General features: G+C 67.6%; 14 protein-coding genes and 1 riboswitch. Of the genes, 12 read left to right on the top strand and 2 right to left on the bottom strand.

Annotated elements, in window-relative coordinates:
- Positions 1-153: 153 nt before the first annotated feature.
- Positions 154-1,323 (top strand): S8 family peptidase, encoded by a 1,170-nt coding sequence (locus ACSVDO_RS23485; protein ID WP_489596683.1) that lies wholly within the window; start codon positions 154-156, stop codon positions 1,321-1,323.
- Between the two features lie 57 nt (positions 1,324-1,380).
- Here ACSVDO_RS23485 and ACSVDO_RS23480 read toward each other — a convergent pair whose 3' ends face one another.
- Entirely contained in the window at positions 1,381-1,527 is a 147-nt protein-coding gene (locus tag ACSVDO_RS23480) for a hypothetical protein (protein WP_489596682.1), read from the bottom strand.
- Positions 1,528-1,790: 263 nt separating this feature from the next.
- Between ACSVDO_RS23480 and ACSVDO_RS23475 the strand changes: the two genes are divergently transcribed.
- From ACSVDO_RS23475 to ACSVDO_RS23430, 10 genes are all read left to right on the top strand, one after another.
- Complete coding sequence (locus tag ACSVDO_RS23475) at positions 1,791-2,069, top strand: hypothetical protein (protein ID WP_489596680.1); 279 nt, start codon at positions 1,791-1,793, stop codon at positions 2,067-2,069.
- A 38-nt stretch (positions 2,070-2,107) separates the two neighbouring features.
- Positions 2,108-2,641, top strand: a complete 534-nt coding sequence (locus ACSVDO_RS23470; RefSeq protein WP_489596678.1) for a GNAT family N-acetyltransferase — start codon at positions 2,108-2,110, stop codon at positions 2,639-2,641.
- A gap of 36 nt (positions 2,642-2,677) precedes the next feature.
- A riboswitch (cobalamin riboswitch) is annotated at positions 2,678-2,892 on the top strand.
- Positions 2,893-2,994: 102 nt separating this feature from the next.
- A complete protein-coding gene (cobO, locus tag ACSVDO_RS23465) occupies positions 2,995-3,621 on the top strand; it encodes a cob(I)yrinic acid a,c-diamide adenosyltransferase (RefSeq protein WP_489596676.1) in 627 nt (208 codons plus the stop codon).
- The gene (locus ACSVDO_RS23460) at positions 3,621-4,472 is read left to right on the top strand and encodes an ABC transporter substrate-binding protein (RefSeq protein ID WP_489596674.1); all 852 of its coding nucleotides are present in this window, start codon (positions 3,621-3,623) and stop codon (positions 4,470-4,472) included. Before cobO ends, ACSVDO_RS23460 begins: the two co-directional genes overlap by 1 nt.
- A complete protein-coding gene (locus tag ACSVDO_RS23455; protein ID WP_489596672.1) occupies positions 4,469-5,488 on the top strand; it encodes a FecCD family ABC transporter permease in 1,020 nt (339 codons plus the stop codon). The genes ACSVDO_RS23460 and ACSVDO_RS23455 overlap by 4 nt, the downstream gene beginning before the upstream one ends.
- Positions 5,488-6,261 carry an ABC transporter ATP-binding protein gene (locus ACSVDO_RS23450; RefSeq protein ID WP_332547953.1) on the top strand — a complete coding sequence of 258 codons (774 nt, stop codon included), beginning with the start codon at positions 5,488-5,490 and terminating at the stop codon, positions 6,259-6,261. The genes ACSVDO_RS23455 and ACSVDO_RS23450 overlap by 1 nt, the downstream gene beginning before the upstream one ends.
- 41 nt (positions 6,262-6,302) lie before the next feature.
- A complete protein-coding gene (gene cobW / locus ACSVDO_RS23445) occupies positions 6,303-7,367 on the top strand; it encodes a cobalamin biosynthesis protein CobW (RefSeq protein ID WP_489596670.1) in 1,065 nt (354 codons plus the stop codon).
- Positions 7,367-11,179: a cobaltochelatase subunit CobN gene (gene cobN, locus ACSVDO_RS23440; RefSeq protein WP_489596668.1), complete on the top strand. Its 3,813-nt coding sequence runs from the start codon at positions 7,367-7,369 to the stop codon at positions 11,177-11,179. Before cobW ends, cobN begins: the two co-directional genes overlap by 1 nt.
- Entirely contained in the window at positions 11,176-12,225 is a 1,050-nt protein-coding gene (locus tag ACSVDO_RS23435; protein WP_489596666.1) for an AAA family ATPase, read from the top strand. The genes cobN and ACSVDO_RS23435 overlap by 4 nt, the downstream gene beginning before the upstream one ends.
- Before the next feature lie 107 nt (positions 12,226-12,332).
- The gene (locus tag ACSVDO_RS23430; protein ID WP_332547951.1) at positions 12,333-12,884 is read left to right on the top strand and encodes a vWA domain-containing protein; all 552 of its coding nucleotides are present in this window, start codon (positions 12,333-12,335) and stop codon (positions 12,882-12,884) included.
- Here the strand turns inward: ACSVDO_RS23430 and ACSVDO_RS23425 are convergent.
- On the bottom strand, positions 12,871-13,884 hold the full coding sequence (locus ACSVDO_RS23425) for a Bug family tripartite tricarboxylate transporter substrate binding protein (RefSeq protein WP_332535390.1): 1,014 nt from the start codon (positions 13,882-13,884) through the stop codon (positions 12,871-12,873). The two genes, ACSVDO_RS23430 and ACSVDO_RS23425, sit on opposite strands and share 14 nt — an antisense overlap.
- Before the next feature lie 126 nt (positions 13,885-14,010).
- Here ACSVDO_RS23425 and ACSVDO_RS23420 point away from each other — a divergent pair, with 126 nt between their 5' ends.
- Positions 14,011-14,994, top strand: a complete 984-nt coding sequence (locus ACSVDO_RS23420; RefSeq protein ID WP_489596663.1) for a tripartite tricarboxylate transporter substrate binding protein — start codon at positions 14,011-14,013, stop codon at positions 14,992-14,994.
- Positions 14,995-14,997: the final 3 nt, after the last annotated feature.

Here is a 14,997-nt window from a genome sequence, read left to right as displayed (position 1 = left end):
GCCGCTGCGTGCCAGCCGATGGCGCCAATCCTTGCCCCGACACGACAGGCCACACAAGTAGGGCAAGCGCTGTTTCAGGCACGCGTGGGATTTAAGACACCACGGCAAGGAACCGCCTCATGAAAATCCACGAATATTCGAATGGAGAATGCAATGAAACGCTACGTCATTCTGCGCGTCAAAAAGGAAGGCGCGCGAAACCTTCATTACCTCGACATCCGGTCCTTCGAGGATCTCAATGGATTGCCCACCATTTCCATGGAGTTCATTCCCGAACATGCGATTGACGAACTGCATGCCGACCCGGAAGTCCAGGCCATTGCGCTGGTAATGCCCACCTGCCTGGTACACCCGCTGGAGGCCGCCGCCCCCTTGGGCGGCCACAGTTGGGGAATCGATGCGGTTCGCGCCGACATCTCCAGATACACCGGTGCGGGTGTGAAGATCGCCATTCTGGACACCGGCATAGACCGGACCCATCCGGCGTTTACAGGCATGGATCTGCTGGAAATGGATTTCAGCGGCGCCGGAAACGGCGATCGCCATGGCCATGGCACGCATTGCGCCGGAACCGTCTTTGGTCGAGATGTGGGGCAACGCATAGGGGTTGCCAGGGGAGTGAATGAAGCGCGCATAGGAAAGATCTTTGGCGACGACGGCAAAGGCCAGTCAGACATGATGTTCCATGGGCTCAAGTGGGCGGTGGAGCAGCGCGTGGATGTCATTGCCCTCTCCCTGGGCTTCGATTTCCCCGGCATGGTGGCGCAGATGATGGGCGAAGGTTGGCCCGCCGACCTGTCGACTTCGATTGCATTGGAGGCCTATGGTGCGAATTTGCGCATGCTTGACGCCATGATGGCGCTGATGAAGCTTCAAGCCGATTCCGGTATTTCACCCATCGTGGTCGCGGCCGCGGGCAACGAAAGCCGGCGCCAGATCAATGCCCAATACCGCATTGCCACCACGCTGCCCGCGGCGGCAGTGGATGTGATTTCGGTAGCGGCAGTGCAACGCGCCGGCGAGAAATTCGCCATGGCGAGTTTCTCCAATACGCTGGCAACCGTGGTGGCTCCCGGTGTCGATGTGACTTCGGCCTGGCCGGGAGGGGGCTTGCATACCCTCAGTGGAACGAGTACCGCCTGCGCGCATGCCGCCGGCGTCGTCGCCTTGTGGCATGAGCATTTGCAGCGTTCGGGCATTCATCCGAACACCGGAAACATCACCCCGCGCATTCTGTACAGCGCCCAAAACGATATCTTCGTGCCCGATACAAAACTGGTCGATATCGGCAAGGGACTGATATCCGCCCCTTGGAGCGGCTGATAAAAGCCCCGAGGCGTCATTGCCTCGCCTTGCTGCGCTGCTCAAGACGGCACGAGTTCATTTCAACTCATGGGCAAGAACGCTGCCGCGGCTGCTTAGCCGCGCGCCGGGCGAGCCATATCCCGCCAGGCCTCCCAGACGCTCCACATCGATCCTCCCCCAGTCGCTCACCGGGGTTTCGGGCAATGAATGCATGTCGACCATGGCTGCTCCTTCTGGCTGAGTCTTGCGGGCGGGCAAGGCGCCAGGCCTTGCAGGATGCGCCCGCTTGCGGCTTGCGGGCATTGGCACGCTGCACGGGGCGCTGCTATACAGTTCACCCATGCACCTTACTCTTGCCCGCCGGCCGCGGCGTAAGAATTCGGTGTGTCCGCGCGTGGACCATTGACGCCAGGCCAGGGCCCGCGGCGCTCGGGACAACACATCTTCACTGAACTGGTTGGGAGGAAAAGGTGTCCAGACAGCAGATGAGCGACGTTTCCCCGTGGCAGGAACCGGGGCCCGGCGAGCCGCATTTCGCCCGGGAATGCACCCGGGAAGCCGTCAACAAGAACTACAGGAAGTACCGCATTTTCGTGCACACTTCGGATGACGCCGTCGCAGGCATGTACCGCGCGGTCTATACCGTTCTGGACCCGCAGGGCAAGCAGCTGGTGCTGGGTTCCGTGCAGGATGCTCAGCAGAAAATGGCCTGCACCCAGGCCTGGAATGCCGCCAAGCACTTCGTGGATGCACGAAAAAAATGACATCCTCCAGCGCCCTCACCTCAGCGACGCCAGAATCCATGCCCAATGATGTAAGCCAGAGCCCGGCGCCTGTGGCCGGCAGCACCGGCCTGCGCATCGAAGCCGTAACCAGCCGGCATGCGGTGCTAGATTTCCTGCAGCAGGCCCGCGCCCAGATGTTTGCCGGCCGCGTCGACACCACGGCCCTCGCGCCCGATCTGCGGGACTTCGAGAAGGTCTATGGCAAGAACGGCCGCATGCTCGCCGCCCATGACCATGTGCATGGCCTGGTGGGCACCATTGCCTGGCGCGCCTATGACGGGCGCTTTGCCCAGCTCGATTTCACGGGCCGGCGCGTGGTCGAAGTGGTGCGTCTGTTTGTCGCGCCCGAATGCCGCAGACAAGGCATTGCCGACGCGCTGTTTCGCGCGCTGCGCCAAGAGGCGCGGGAACAGGGCATGGAGGTGCTTTATCTGCACACCCACCCTTTCCTGCCAGGAGCGCTTGCATTCTGGCAGCGCCATGGTTTCCAGGTGCTGTGCCGCGACGCCGACCCCGAATGGCAGACCATTCATATGGAATGCACGCTCTAATGCCCTGCGCGCCCAACAGCCAACTGCCACTCCTATAATCGCCGCACCCGTACAGGAGTCCCATGCCGCCACCGCGGCCGGGATGAAACGGGAAGACCGGTGACCTCGGGCATATGCCCGCGCATTCCGGCGCAGCCCCCGCTGCTGTAAGCCTGACAGACACACTTCAATGCCACTGGGCCGCGGCCCGGGAAGGTGGTGTGCGCTGGATGACGGCGAGCCAGAATACCGACCTGTACGATTTCAGTCATAGCCACGGGGTGTGTGCCGTTTGCTGACCGTCCCGGGGCCACGCCGTCGCCTTGGGCGTTCGCACGCAGTCCTCGCCCCTGGTCCACTTGATCGCGGAGCGCATGGACGACCAGTTCCAACAGGCGCATGCCCAGCGCATGCAGCACAAAAAAGCCCAGGTGGATGCGGCCGTGGAGCGTTCGCGCGCGCTGCAAGGCGTGGTCGTGCTCATGACCGGCCACGGCAAGGGCAAGACCAGCTCGGCGTTCGGCACGCTGTACCGCGCGCTGGGCCACGGCCAGCGCGCGGGCGTGGTGCAGTTCATCACCGGAACCCAGGCCAACGGCGAAGTCACCTTTTTGCTGCAGCAGGGCATGCTGGGCCAGGGTGCGTTCGCGCGCGTCGCCTACCATGCGATGGCCACGGGCTGCAGCTGGAACAGCCAGGACTGGGCGGCCGACAAGGCCGCGGCCGATATCGCCTGGCAGGCCGCGCAGCGCATGCTGGCCGACGCCTCGCTGGGCCTGGTGCTGCTCGATGAGTTGACGTTCATGCTCGAATACGGCTATCTGGACGCCAGCGATGTGGCCGCAGCCGTGCGCGCGCGCCCGCCCACGCAAAACGTGGTGATCACGGGGCGCAACGCGCCGCCCGTGCTGCTGGCACTGGCCGACACCGTGAGCGAGATCGCCGACACCCGCCACGCGTTTCGCGCCGGCATCAAGGCCCAGGCCGGCCTGGATTTCTGATGCGCCTTTCCACCTGCGGGGCGCTGGCCCTGGCCGCCGCCCTGCCGCTGCCGCTGCCGACGACCGCCGCGCCGCTGCCGCGGCTGATGTCGACGAATATCTGCGCCGATGTGCTTGCGCTGAGTATTGCCGACCCCGCGCAGATCGTCTCGCTGTCGCGCCACAGCCAGGACGACCAGCGTTTCTCGCTTGCCGCCAAGGCGCGCCAGTTCCCGGCCAACGAAGCGACGGCCGAGGATGTGGTGCATCTCAAGCCCGATCTGGTGCTGGCCTCGCGGCGCTGGAATGCGCGCCACCAGCAGGCGCTGCTCAAGCGCCAGGGCGTGCGCATCGTCACCGTGCCGTTTCCCACCGACTGGGAAGGCATAGACGCCAGCACCTTGCAGATGGGCCAGGCCATGGGCCGCGAGGCCGCGGCGCAGCAATTGCTGGCCGACACCCGGGCGCGGCGCGCGCGGCTGCAGGCCAGGCCGCGGCCGTTCAATGCGCTCTACCTGCGCCCGAACGGCGGCAGCGCGGGAGTCAGGACCCATGTCGATGCGGTGCTCAAGGCCGCGGGCCTGCGCAACCATGCGACGGCGCTGGGCCTCGCGGGCTGGGGCCGCGTGGACCTGGAGCGCATTCTGAACAATCCGCCCGACGTGTTCATCACGCCTGGCCTGGTCAACGACCTGGCCTATGCGCGCTCGGGGCTGTCGCGCCATCCGCAGATGAAGGCCTTGCTCGAACGCATTCCCGTGGTTGCGCTGCAGCAAAACGACTGGGGCTGCAGCAACTGGCAACTGATAGAAGCCGCCGAAGCGGTGGCGGCGCAGGTCGACGCGCTGAAGTTTTCGGAGCAGCGTCCATGAAGGCGTCCGTTACGGCCCCGCGCCTGTGGCTGCTCAATGCGGGCCTGCTCGCCGCGCTGCTGATGCTCAGCGCGCTGTCGCTGGGCATTGGTTCGGTGCCGCTGGGCATAGGCGACTGGTGGCAGGCGCTGGGCGCGCCGGGCAGCGATCTCGCGCTGCGCCAGCGCGCCATCATCGAAGAGATTCGCCTGCCGCGCGTGGTGCTGGGCGTGCTCGTGGGCATGTCGCTGGGCGTTTGCGGCGCGGCGCTGCAGGGCCTGCTGCGCAATCCGCTGGCCGAGCCCGGCATCCTGGGCGTGAGCTCCAGCGCGGGCCTGGGCGCCGTGGTCTGCATCTATTTCGGCCTGTGGCACTGGAACCCCTGGCTGCTGCCCACGGTGGCCATGGCCAGCGCGGCCCTGGCGACCTTTGTTCTCTACCGCATCGCGCGCCGCGGCGCGAGCAATCTGACCTTGATACTGGCGGGCGTGGCGCTGTCGGCGCTCACGGGCGCGCTGACTTCGCTGGCGATCAATCTCGCGCCCACTCCCACCGACATGCAGGACATCGTGCTGTGGCTCATGGGCTCGCTGGCCGACCGCAGCTTCGACGAAGTGCGGCTGAGCGCGCCGTTCATCGCCCTGGGCCTGCTGATCCTGGCCGTCAGCGGCCGCCAGCTCGACGCGCTGACGCTGGGCGAAGACGAAGCCGCAAGCATGGGCGTGAGCCTGCCGCGGCTGCGCGCGCAGATCATCGCCGGCACGGCGCTGTGCGTGGGCGCCAGCGTCGCCGTCACCGGCACCATTGGCTTCATAGGCCTGGTCGTGCCGCATCTGTTTCGCCGCGCCGTGGGCTACCGGCCATCGGCGCTGATACTGCCCAGCGCGCTGGGCGGTGCGGTGCTGCTGCTGGCCGCCGACATCGCCCTGCGCCTGCTCAGCGGCCGCGTGGAACTGATGCTGGGCGTGGTCACGGCGCTGATAGGCGCGCCGTTCTTCTTCTACCTCGTGCTGCGCGAGCGCTGGAGCAGCCGCTGATGCTGTCGATAGACGCGCTCCAGGTCCAGTCGCGCATCCATGCGCTGTCGTTCGACGTGCGCGCCGGCGAGCTGTTTGCCTTGATAGGCCCCAACGGCGCAGGCAAGAGCTCGGCGCTCAAGGCCCTGGCCCAGCTGCTGCCCCACCAGGGCCGGGTCTTGCTGCAGGGCGAAGACCTCGCGGCCATGGCGCCGGCGCAGCGCGCACGCCGCCTGGCCTATCTGGCCCAGGGCGATGCCGTCGCCTGGCCGCTGGCGGTGCGCGACTTCGTCGCGCTGGGCCGCATTCCGCACCAGCGCCGCTGGGGTCCGCGCGTGCTTGGCGCCGCAGACAATGCCGCCATCGATGCCGCGCTGGCGGCCATGCATCTCAGCGCGATGCAGCAGCGTTCGCTCGACCAGCTCTCTGGCGGCGAGCGCGCCCGCGCGCGCCTGGCGCGCGCGCTGGCCGTCGAGGCGCCGCTGCTGCTGGCCGACGAGCCGGTGTCGGCGCTCGACCCCTTCCATCAGCTCAGCGTGATGGAGCTGCTGCGCGCGCAGTGCAACGCCGGGCGCGCCGTCGTCGTGGTGCTGCACGACCTGACGCTGGCCAGCCGCTTTTGCGACCGCGTGCTGCTGCTCGATCAGGGACGGGCCGTGGCCTGCGGCGCACCGCGCAGCGTGCTCACGCCGGCCCATCTGCAAAACGTCTACCAGGTGCAGGCCATGCATGGCGAGCACGAAAGCCAGGGCTATGTCGTGCCCTGGCGCTGCCAGCCACCGCCAGCCGTTTGAAGCACCTTGAAATTCCCTTACGCATTCCACTGGAGATTCCCATGAACACCACCGCCAAGATTCCCGCCACCATCGTCACCGGCTTTCTGGGCAGCGGCAAGACCACGCTGCTGCGCCATATCCTGGAGAACGCCAACGGCCGCCGCATCGCGGTGATCGTCAACGAGTTCGGCGAGCTGGGCATCGATGGCGACATCCTGCGCAGCTGCGGCATTGGCTGCGACGAGAACGGTGTTGAGCAGCGGGGCCAGCTCTATGAGCTGGCCAACGGCTGCATGTGCTGCACGGTGCAGGAAGAGTTCTACCCCGTGATGCGCGAGCTGATCGCGCGCCGCGCCGACATCGACCATATCCTGATCGAGACCAGCGGCCTGGCCCTGCCCAAGCCCCTGGTGCAGGCCTTCAACTGGCCCGAGATCAAGAACGCCTGCACCGTGGACGCGGTGATCACCGTGGTCGACGTGCCCGCCACGGCTGCCGGCCAGTTCGCCGCCAATCCGGCCGCCGTCGACGCCCAGCGCCGCCAGGACCCCAATCTCGACCATGAATCGCCGCTGCACGAGCTGTTCGAAGACCAGCTGATGTCGGCCGATCTGGTGGTGCTGACCAAGCTCGATCTGGCGAGCAGCGAAGACCGCGCCAAGGTCGAAGCCATCGTGCGCGAGGAAGTGCCGGCGCAGGTGAAGATAGTTGCCGCCGACCAGGGCAGGATCGACCTGGGCGTGGTGCTGGGCCTGTCCAGCGCCTCGGAAGAAACCATTGACCAGCGCCAGGGCCACCACGGCCATGGCGATGACCATGACGAACACGACCACGACGAGTTCGACTCGATTGTCGTCAAGCTGCCCGCAGTCGAGCGCGAGGCGCTGCTCGCGGCGCTGGCGCGCATCGTCTCCCAACACACGGTGTACCGCGTCAAGGGCTTTGTGGCCGTGCCGGCCAAGCCCATGCGCCTGGTGGTGCATGGCGTGGGCACGCGCTTTGACAGCTATTTCGATCGCCGCTGGGCCGCGGGCGAAACGCCGCAGACCCATCTGGTGCTGATCGGCCATGAACTGGACCAGGCCGCGATCACGGCCGAGCTCGACCAGCTGGGAGCCCGCTGATGCATTTGCTCGCTGTCCAGCCCGGCGGCTTTGTCGACGACGAAGCTTTCGTCGCCAGCATGGGCCAGACCCCGGCACAGGTGGTGTTCCTCAGCGCGGCCGACACCACGCTGGCCTTGCTCGCCGAAGTCTATGCCCAGCTGCGCGGCGGCCTGGACGGCGAGCGACTGCCCACGGTGCGCCTGGCCAATCTGATGCACCTGCGCCAGCCGGCGTCGGTCGATCTCTATGTCGATGAAGTGCTGCAGCACGCGCGCGTGATCGTCATCGATCACCTGGGCGGCGAAAGCTACTGGCCCTATGGCACGGAGCGCATTCGCGAAATCTGCCGCCTCAAGGGCATAGAGCTGGTGATGTTCTCGGGCGACACCAGCGAAGACCTGAACCTGCTGCAGAAAAGCACAGCGACGATGGAGCAGTGCCGCAGCATCTGGCGCTATCTGCGCGAAGGCGGCGCGGCCAACGCGCGCGAGATGTTCCGCTATCTGTGGCACAGTTTTCTGGGCGGCGCCCAGCCGGCCTTGCCGCCGCGGCCTCTGCCGTCGGTCGCGGTCTTCCACCCCGAGAATGACGCCGCCGACAGCGCCAGCTGGCAGCAGCCCGGAGCGCTGCAATGGATAGCCGGCGCGCCCGTGGTGCTGATCGTGTTCTACCGCGCCCACCTGCAATCGGGCAACACCCAGGTGTTCAAGGCGCTGAGCGAACAGCTGCTGGCGCGCGGCATGAACCCGCTGCCGCTGGCCCTGCTGTCGCTGAAAGACGCGGCCTGCATGGCCATGCTGCACCAGTTGTGCGCCGACCACCAGGTGGCGCTGATTCTCAACACCACCTCGTTCTCGCAGTCGTCGCTGGAAACCCCGGGCGACCATGCGCTGGCCGGCGACATTCCCGTGCTGCAGGTCATCATGTCGGGTGCCAACGAGCAAAGCTGGCTGGACGACGCCCATGGCCTGCAGCCGCGCGACATCGCCATGCATGTGGCCATGCCCGAAGTCGACGGCCGCATCATCACGCGCGCCATCAGCTTCAAGGGCCGCTCGCACCGCAGCGAGCTGACGCAATCCGATGTGGTGCAGTACCAGCCGCATGCCGAACGCCTGGGCTTCGTGGTGGAACTCGCCCAGCGCTGGTGCCGGCTGCGCGGTAAAGCCAATGCCGACAAGCGCCTGGCGCTGATTATGGCCAACTACCCGACCAAGGAAGGCCGGCTGGGCAATGGCGTGGGCCTGGATACGCCAGCCTCGGTGATGCATATCCTGCGCGCGCTGGGCGAGCAGGGCTATGTGCTGACCGATCTGCCTGCCGACAGCGATGCCTTGATGGTGCAATTGCAGCAAGGCATCACCAACGACCCCGACTCCTGGGCGCTGCGCCCCGCGCAGCAGAGCCTGGCGCTCGCAAGCTACCAGGCGTTCTTCGCCGGCCTGCCCCAAGGCAACCAGCAGGCCATTCTGGAACGCTGGGGCCCGCCCGCAGCCGACCCCATGCTGCGCGATGGCCGCTTCATGATTGCCGGACTGCGTTGCGGCCGGATCTTCGTGGGCATTCAGCCGGCGCGCGGCTACCACCTCGACCCCGCGGCCAGCTACCACGACCCCGATCTGGTGCCGCCGCACTACTACCTCGCGTTCTACCACTGGCTGCGCAGCGAATGGAACGCCGATGCCATGGTGCATGTGGGCAAGCACGGCAACCTCGAATGGCTGCCGGGCAAGAGCGTGGCGCTGGCCAACACCTGCTGGCCCGATCTGGTGTTCGGCCCCATGCCCCACCTCTATCCGTTCATCGTCAACGACCCGGGCGAAGGCACGCAGGCCAAGCGCCGCGCCCAGGCGGTGATCGTCGACCATTTGATGCCGCCGCTCACGCGCGCCGAAAGCTATGGCGCGACGCGCGACCTCGAGCGCATGGTCGACGAGTACTACGACGCGGTCACCATGGACCGCAGACGCGCGGAACTGCTGCGCCGGCAGATCCTCGAGCACATCCTGGCCCACGACCTGCACCAGGATCTGGGCGTGGCCAAGCCGCGCAGTGCAGAAGAGGAGCAGTTGCTGCTCAACAAGACCGACGCCTATCTGTGCGAACTCAAGGAAAGCCAGATCCGCGACGGCCTGCACATCTTCGGCCAGTCGCCCACGGGCCGGCTGGCGCGCGACACGCTGCTGGCGCTGGCGCGCCACCCCGTGGGCAATGGCCAGGGCGCGAACAACAGCTTGATCCAGGCCTTGGCGCGCGATCTGCTGCTGGGCCAGGATTTCAACCCGCTGGACGCGGCCTGGGAAGCGCCCTGGACCGGCCCGCGCCCCGAACTGCTGGCCCAGATCGATCCCCAGCCCTGGCGCCATACGGGCGATACGCGCGAACGCCTCGAGTTGCTCGCGCTGGACTGGCTCGAACGCCCCTTGGAGGAAATCAGCGCCAGCGCGCCCGCCATGGTGCAGACCCTGGCCGTGCTGGCGCGCGTGCAGCTTGACCTGCGTGCGCGCTTGCAAGCCTGCGGCCCGCAGGAAATCCTGCAACTGAGCCGCGGTCTCGAAGGCCGCTTCGTGCCCGCGGGCCCCAGCGGCGCGCCCACGCGCGGGCGGCCCGACGTGCTGCCCACGGGCCGCAACTTCTTCTCCATAGACACGCGCGCCGTGCCCACGCCCACAAGCTGGACGCTGGGCCTGCAGTCGGCCAACCTGCTGATAGAGAAATACACCCAGGAGCATGGCGACTACCCGCGCACGCTGGGCCTGTCGGTCTGGGGCACGGCGACCATGCGCACCGGCGGCGACGACATCGCCCAGGCGTTCGCGCTGCTGGGCGTGCGCCCCAAGTGGGCCGACGGCAGCTGGCGCGTGGTCGATTTCGAAGTGCTGCCGATGTCGGTGCTCGGCCGCCCGCGCGTCGATGTGACGCTGCGCGTCTCGGGCTTTTTCCGCGATGCGTTCACCAATGTGATCCGGCTTTTCGACGCCGCGGTGCAGAAGGTCGCCGACCTCGAAGACGAGGACGCGGACACGAATCCGATTCGCGCGCGCGTGCTGCAGGAAGCCGCGCAGCTGCAAAGCCAAGGCATGGACGCCAAGGATGCGCGCCACCAGGCGGGCCTGCGCGTGTTCGGCGCCAAGCCCGGCAGCTATGGCGCGGGACTGCAAGGCCTGATGGACGGCAAGAACTGGCAGACCGACGCCGACCTGGCGACGGCCTACCGCAACTGGGGCGCCTACGCCTACGGCCAGAACGACAACGGCACGCAGCTGCCCGAGACCTTTGTGCGGCGCCTGAGTTCCCTGCAGTTGGTGGTGCACAACCAGGACAACCGCGAGCATGACCTGCTCGACTCCGACGACTACTACCAGTTCCAGGGCGGCATGGCAGCGGCCGTGCGCCACTACAGCGGCCAGCAGCCCGAGCTCTACTTCGGCGACCACAGCAACCCGCAGGCGCCGCGCATGCGCACGCTGCAGGAAGAGATCAGCCGCGTGCTGCGCGCGCGCGTGACCAATCCCAAATGGATAGCGGGCATCAAGCGCCATGGCTACAAGGGCGCGGCCGAAGTCGCGGCCACCGTCGACTACCTGTTTGCATTTGACGCGACGGCCCGCGTGGTGCGCGATGACCAGTACGCGCGCGTCACCGATGCCTTCGTCATCGATGCCGGCACGCGCGCCTTCCTGCAGCAGCACAATCCCGCGGCCTTCCACGGCATCTGCGAGCGCCTGCTCGAAGCGGTGCAGCGCGGCCTGTGGCAGGACAGCGGCGATTACCAGCCGCTGCTGGAACAACAACTGCTCGAAGCCGAACAGCTTCTGGAGAACCGATGACCTATCCCCTGGCCTTTCCATTTACCGCCCTGCAAGGCCAGCAGCAGCTGCAGACCGCGCTGCTGCTGGTGGCCGTGGACCCGCTGCTTGGCGGCGTGCTGGTCGAAGGCCCGCGCGGCACGGCCAAGTCGACCAGCGCGCGCGCGCTCGCGGCGCTGCTGCCCGCGGGCCGCTTTGTCAATCTGCCGCTGGGCGCGACCGAGGAGCAGCTCGTGGGCTCGCTCGATCTCGAGGCCGCGCTGCAGGACAGCCGCGTGCAGTTCCGCCCCGGCCTGCTGGCCCAGGCCCACCAGGGCATTCTGTATGTCGATGAAGTCAATCTGCTGGCCGACGGCCTGGTCGATCTGCTGCTCGACGTCAGCGCCAGCGGCGTCAACCGCGTGGAGCGCGACGGCGTCTCGCACCAGCATGCGGCGCGCATTGCGCTGATAGGCACCATGAACCCCGAGGAAGGCCAGCTGCGCCCGCAGCTGCTCGACCGCTTCGGCCTGTTCGTGCAGCTGGGCAATGTGCCCGATGTCGCGACGCGCAAGGCGATCGTCCAGACACGCATGGCCTACGACGCCGACCACGAGGCCTTTGCCGCGCGCTACGCGGCTGCGCAGCAGGCGCTGGCCGCGCGCGTCGCGGCCGCGCGCGACTGCGTGGCGGCGCTCGACTGGAACGACGCCGTGCTCGACCATGTGGCCCAGCTGTGCCAGGCCGCCGGCGTCGAAGGCGTGCGCGCCGATCTGGTGATGCTGCGCGCCGCGCGTGCCCATGCGGCGCTGGCCGGGCGCGCTGAAGTGAGCGTGGCCGATGTCGATGCCGTCGCCGAGTTGGCGCTCGCGCACCGGCGCAGCCATGATGCCGGCGCGGGCACGCCGCCGCCGCCGGCCGAAAGCCCCTCGAACGCAACGCCCCCTGACAGCGCCCCGCCCCCGCCTGCGCCCGCAGCGCAAGGCAGCGATACCCCGCCCGACAACTGGGGGGCTCTGCCCCCGCCCCAGGCCACAGGGCTGCAGGCCGTCAAACCGCTGAAGGCGTTCACCGCAAAAAAAGCCTGACGCGTCCTGCGCTGGCCGGTCAGGCCAAGGCAGGGCGCGGCGCGAACACCGCGCGCAAGGGGCGCCTCAGCGGCGCCGACAGCACGCGCCTCGATTGGGTAAGGACCTTGGCGGCCAAGGGCCGTGCGCCGCTGCGCGCGCGCGATCTGCGCTATCGGCCGCAGCCCCTGGGCAGCAATACCTTGCACTGCGTGCTGCTCGATATGTCGGCATCGATGCTGCGCGGCGAAAAGCTCGCGCTGGCCAAGGGCTGTCTGCTGGCCCTGACCGAGAGCTTCTATCGCCGGCGCGAGCACCTGGCTGTGATCGGTTTTTCGGGGAATGAGGCGCGACTGCTGCAGGCGCCGGGCAAGGTCGCGACCTTCAATGCCGCATGGATCGCGCCCTTGCGCGGCGGCGGCGGCACGCCCGTGGCCTCGGCCCTGCAGCTCGCGCAGACGCTGATGCAGCGCCGCCGCAAGGCATCCTCAGCGCAGTTGCTGTCGCTGTGGCTGCTCACGGACGGACGCTTCAGCGACCTGCCCCCGCGCCCGCCGCTGGCCGACAGCTGCCATATCGTCGACTTCGAAACCGAGGCCGTGGCGCTGCAGCGCTGCCAGCGGCTGGCGCGCGACTGGGACGCGCAGTGGATCAGCGCAGCCGAACTCAATCGGGTTTGATCTTCGCGCGCGCGATCACTTTCTTCCAGCGCTCCTGCTCGGTGGCGATGAACTGCGCGAACTGCGCGGGCGTGTCGCCAATCACTTCTGCCGCATCGCCATGCAGGCGCTTGAGCGCGTCGGGCGCCTTGACGGCCTTCATGGTCTCGGCCGACAGCTTGTCGATGTGGGCCTGGGGCATGCTGGCCGGCGCGAGCATGCCGTACCACTGGGTCATCTCGAAGCCCGGGAAGCCCTGCTCGGCCACGGTGGGCACGTCGGGCAGCTGCGCCAGGCGCTGCGACGAGCCGGTGGCGATGCAGCGCACCTTGCCCGACTTGATGAACGGCAGGATGGCCGCGGCACCGATAGCGGACGCGTCGACGCGGCCCGACAGCAGGTCGGTCAGCATGGGACCGGTGCCGCGATAGGGCACATGCAGCATGAACACATCGGCCGACATCTTCAGGTATTCGAACGCCAGCTGGCCCGCGCTGCCGTTGCCGGCCGAGCCATAGCTCAGGCGTCCGGGCTTGCTCTTGGCGTAGGCGATGAACTCGCGCAGGTTCTTGGCCGGCACGTCGGGGTGCACCACATAGAGGCTGGGCACCTTGGCCAGCAGGCTGATGGGCTTGAAGTCCTTGGGCGACCAGGGCAGCTTGTCGAAGATGTAGGGGTTCACGGCCAGCGTGCCGATGTGGCCCAGGATCAGCGTGTGCTGGTCATCGGCGCGCGCCACTTCCGACATGGCGATGTTGCCGGCCGCGCCGGGCTTGTTGTCGACGAACACGCTCTGGCCCAGCGTCTTGGACAGCTCGGCAGATGTGGAGCGGGCAACGATCTCCGAGCTGCCGCCGGGCGCGAACGGCACGACAAAGCGCACCGACTTCGACGGCCAGGCGGCTTGCGCCATGGCCGCGCCGGGCAGCAGGCCCGACAGCGCCAGCGCGCCGCCTCCGGCCAGCAGTTGGCGGCGCGTGGGGGCCGCGGAAAGATCCGATGCGTGGGCAAGGCGTTGCATGTCTGTCTCCGAAATACTTATGAAGCCCCGATGCTGCCTGTGACTAGCTTTCAGCCGGCTTTCAATCGCAAGGTGTTTACCCTAGGCGCACCGGCAGCGCCAGGGCTCTCGACCTGTATATGCTCCATGCCCATGCCTTACCGAATTCATCTTGCGCTGCTCGCCGCTGTGCTGTGCCTGCCGGCCACCGCCGGTCCGCTGGAGCAGACCGAATGCATTGCGCCGGCCAAGCCCGGCGGCGGCTTCGACCTGAGCTGCAAGCTGGTGCAGCGCGGCCTGCTCGACGCACGCCTCATCACCAGCCCGATGCACCTGCGCTATCTGCCCGGCGGCATAGGCGCCGTGGCGTACAGCAGCATGATTGCCCAGAGCCCGCCCCAGTCCAATGCCATCGTCGCCTTTTCGGGCGGCTCGCTGCTGAACCTGGCCCAGGGAAAGTTCGGCCGCCACACCGAGCACGATGTGCGCTGGCTCGCAGCGATTGCCACCGACTACGGCGCGGTGGTGGTGGCGCACGACTCGCCCTACCAGACGCTGGCCGATGTCATGCGCGCGATGAAAGCCGAACCGGCCAAGGTGGTGCTGGGCGCGGGCGGCACCATAGGCAGCCAGGACTGGATGAAGGCCGCGCTGCTGGCGCGCGCCGCGGGCGCCAATCCCAAGCGCATGCGCTTTGTCGCGTTCGAGGGCGGCGGCGAAGCCATGCGCGCGCTCGAAGGCGGCCACATCCATGTGTTCACCGGCGACGCCGCCGAGACGCGCCAGCAGATACAGGCAGGTGCGCGGCTGCGCATACTGGCCGTGATGTCCGACCAGCGCCTGCCGGGTCCGTTGTCCCAGGTGCCGACGGCGCGCGAGGCGGGCGCGGCGATCTCCTGGCCCATCGTGCGCGGCTTCTACCTGGGCCCGGGCGTGTCCGACGGCGACCATGCCATCTGGACCGAAGCCTTTGCGAAGATGCTGGCCACGCCCGGCTTTCAGCAGTTGCGCGCCGAACGCGGGCTGTTTCCCATGGCGCTGGTGGGCAAGGACCTCGATCGCTATGTGCACCAGCAGGTCGCGCACTACCGCGAGCTGGTCAGGGAGTTCGGCCTGCAGCTGGCGAGGTAGGCA

It is taken from the genome of Comamonas sp. DB36, from assembly GCF_057914905.1.
Note: the sequence above shows the minus strand (reverse complement) of the source record. Positions and strands in the feature narration are given on the sequence as shown.

Excerpts from the sequence above, each read along its gene's own strand:
- ACSVDO_RS23425 (WP_332535390.1), bottom strand. The coding sequence starts at position 13,884 with ATGCAACGCCTTGCCCACGCATCGGATCTTTCCGCGGCCCCCACGCGC.
- ACSVDO_RS23470 (WP_489596678.1), top strand. The coding sequence starts at position 2,108 with ATGCCCAATGATGTAAGCCAGAGCCCGGCGCCTGTGGCCGGCAGCACC.
- ACSVDO_RS23435 (WP_489596666.1), top strand. The coding sequence starts at position 11,176 with ATGACCTATCCCCTGGCCTTTCCATTTACCGCCCTGCAAGGCCAGCAG.
- ACSVDO_RS23485 (WP_489596683.1), top strand. The coding sequence starts at position 154 with ATGAAACGCTACGTCATTCTGCGCGTCAAAAAGGAAGGCGCGCGAAAC.
- cobN (WP_489596668.1), top strand. The coding sequence starts at position 7,367 with ATGCATTTGCTCGCTGTCCAGCCCGGCGGCTTTGTCGACGACGAAGCT.
- cobO (WP_489596676.1), top strand. The coding sequence starts at position 2,995 with ATGGACGACCAGTTCCAACAGGCGCATGCCCAGCGCATGCAGCACAAA.
- ACSVDO_RS23450 (WP_332547953.1), top strand. The coding sequence starts at position 5,488 with ATGCTGTCGATAGACGCGCTCCAGGTCCAGTCGCGCATCCATGCGCTG.
- ACSVDO_RS23420 (WP_489596663.1), top strand. The coding sequence starts at position 14,011 with ATGCCCATGCCTTACCGAATTCATCTTGCGCTGCTCGCCGCTGTGCTG.
- ACSVDO_RS23480 (WP_489596682.1), bottom strand. The coding sequence starts at position 1,527 with ATGGTCGACATGCATTCATTGCCCGAAACCCCGGTGAGCGACTGGGGG.
- ACSVDO_RS23475 (WP_489596680.1), top strand. The coding sequence starts at position 1,791 with ATGAGCGACGTTTCCCCGTGGCAGGAACCGGGGCCCGGCGAGCCGCAT.
- cobW (WP_489596670.1), top strand. The coding sequence starts at position 6,303 with ATGAACACCACCGCCAAGATTCCCGCCACCATCGTCACCGGCTTTCTG.
- ACSVDO_RS23460 (WP_489596674.1), top strand. The coding sequence starts at position 3,621 with ATGCGCCTTTCCACCTGCGGGGCGCTGGCCCTGGCCGCCGCCCTGCCG.
- ACSVDO_RS23455 (WP_489596672.1), top strand. The coding sequence starts at position 4,469 with ATGAAGGCGTCCGTTACGGCCCCGCGCCTGTGGCTGCTCAATGCGGGC.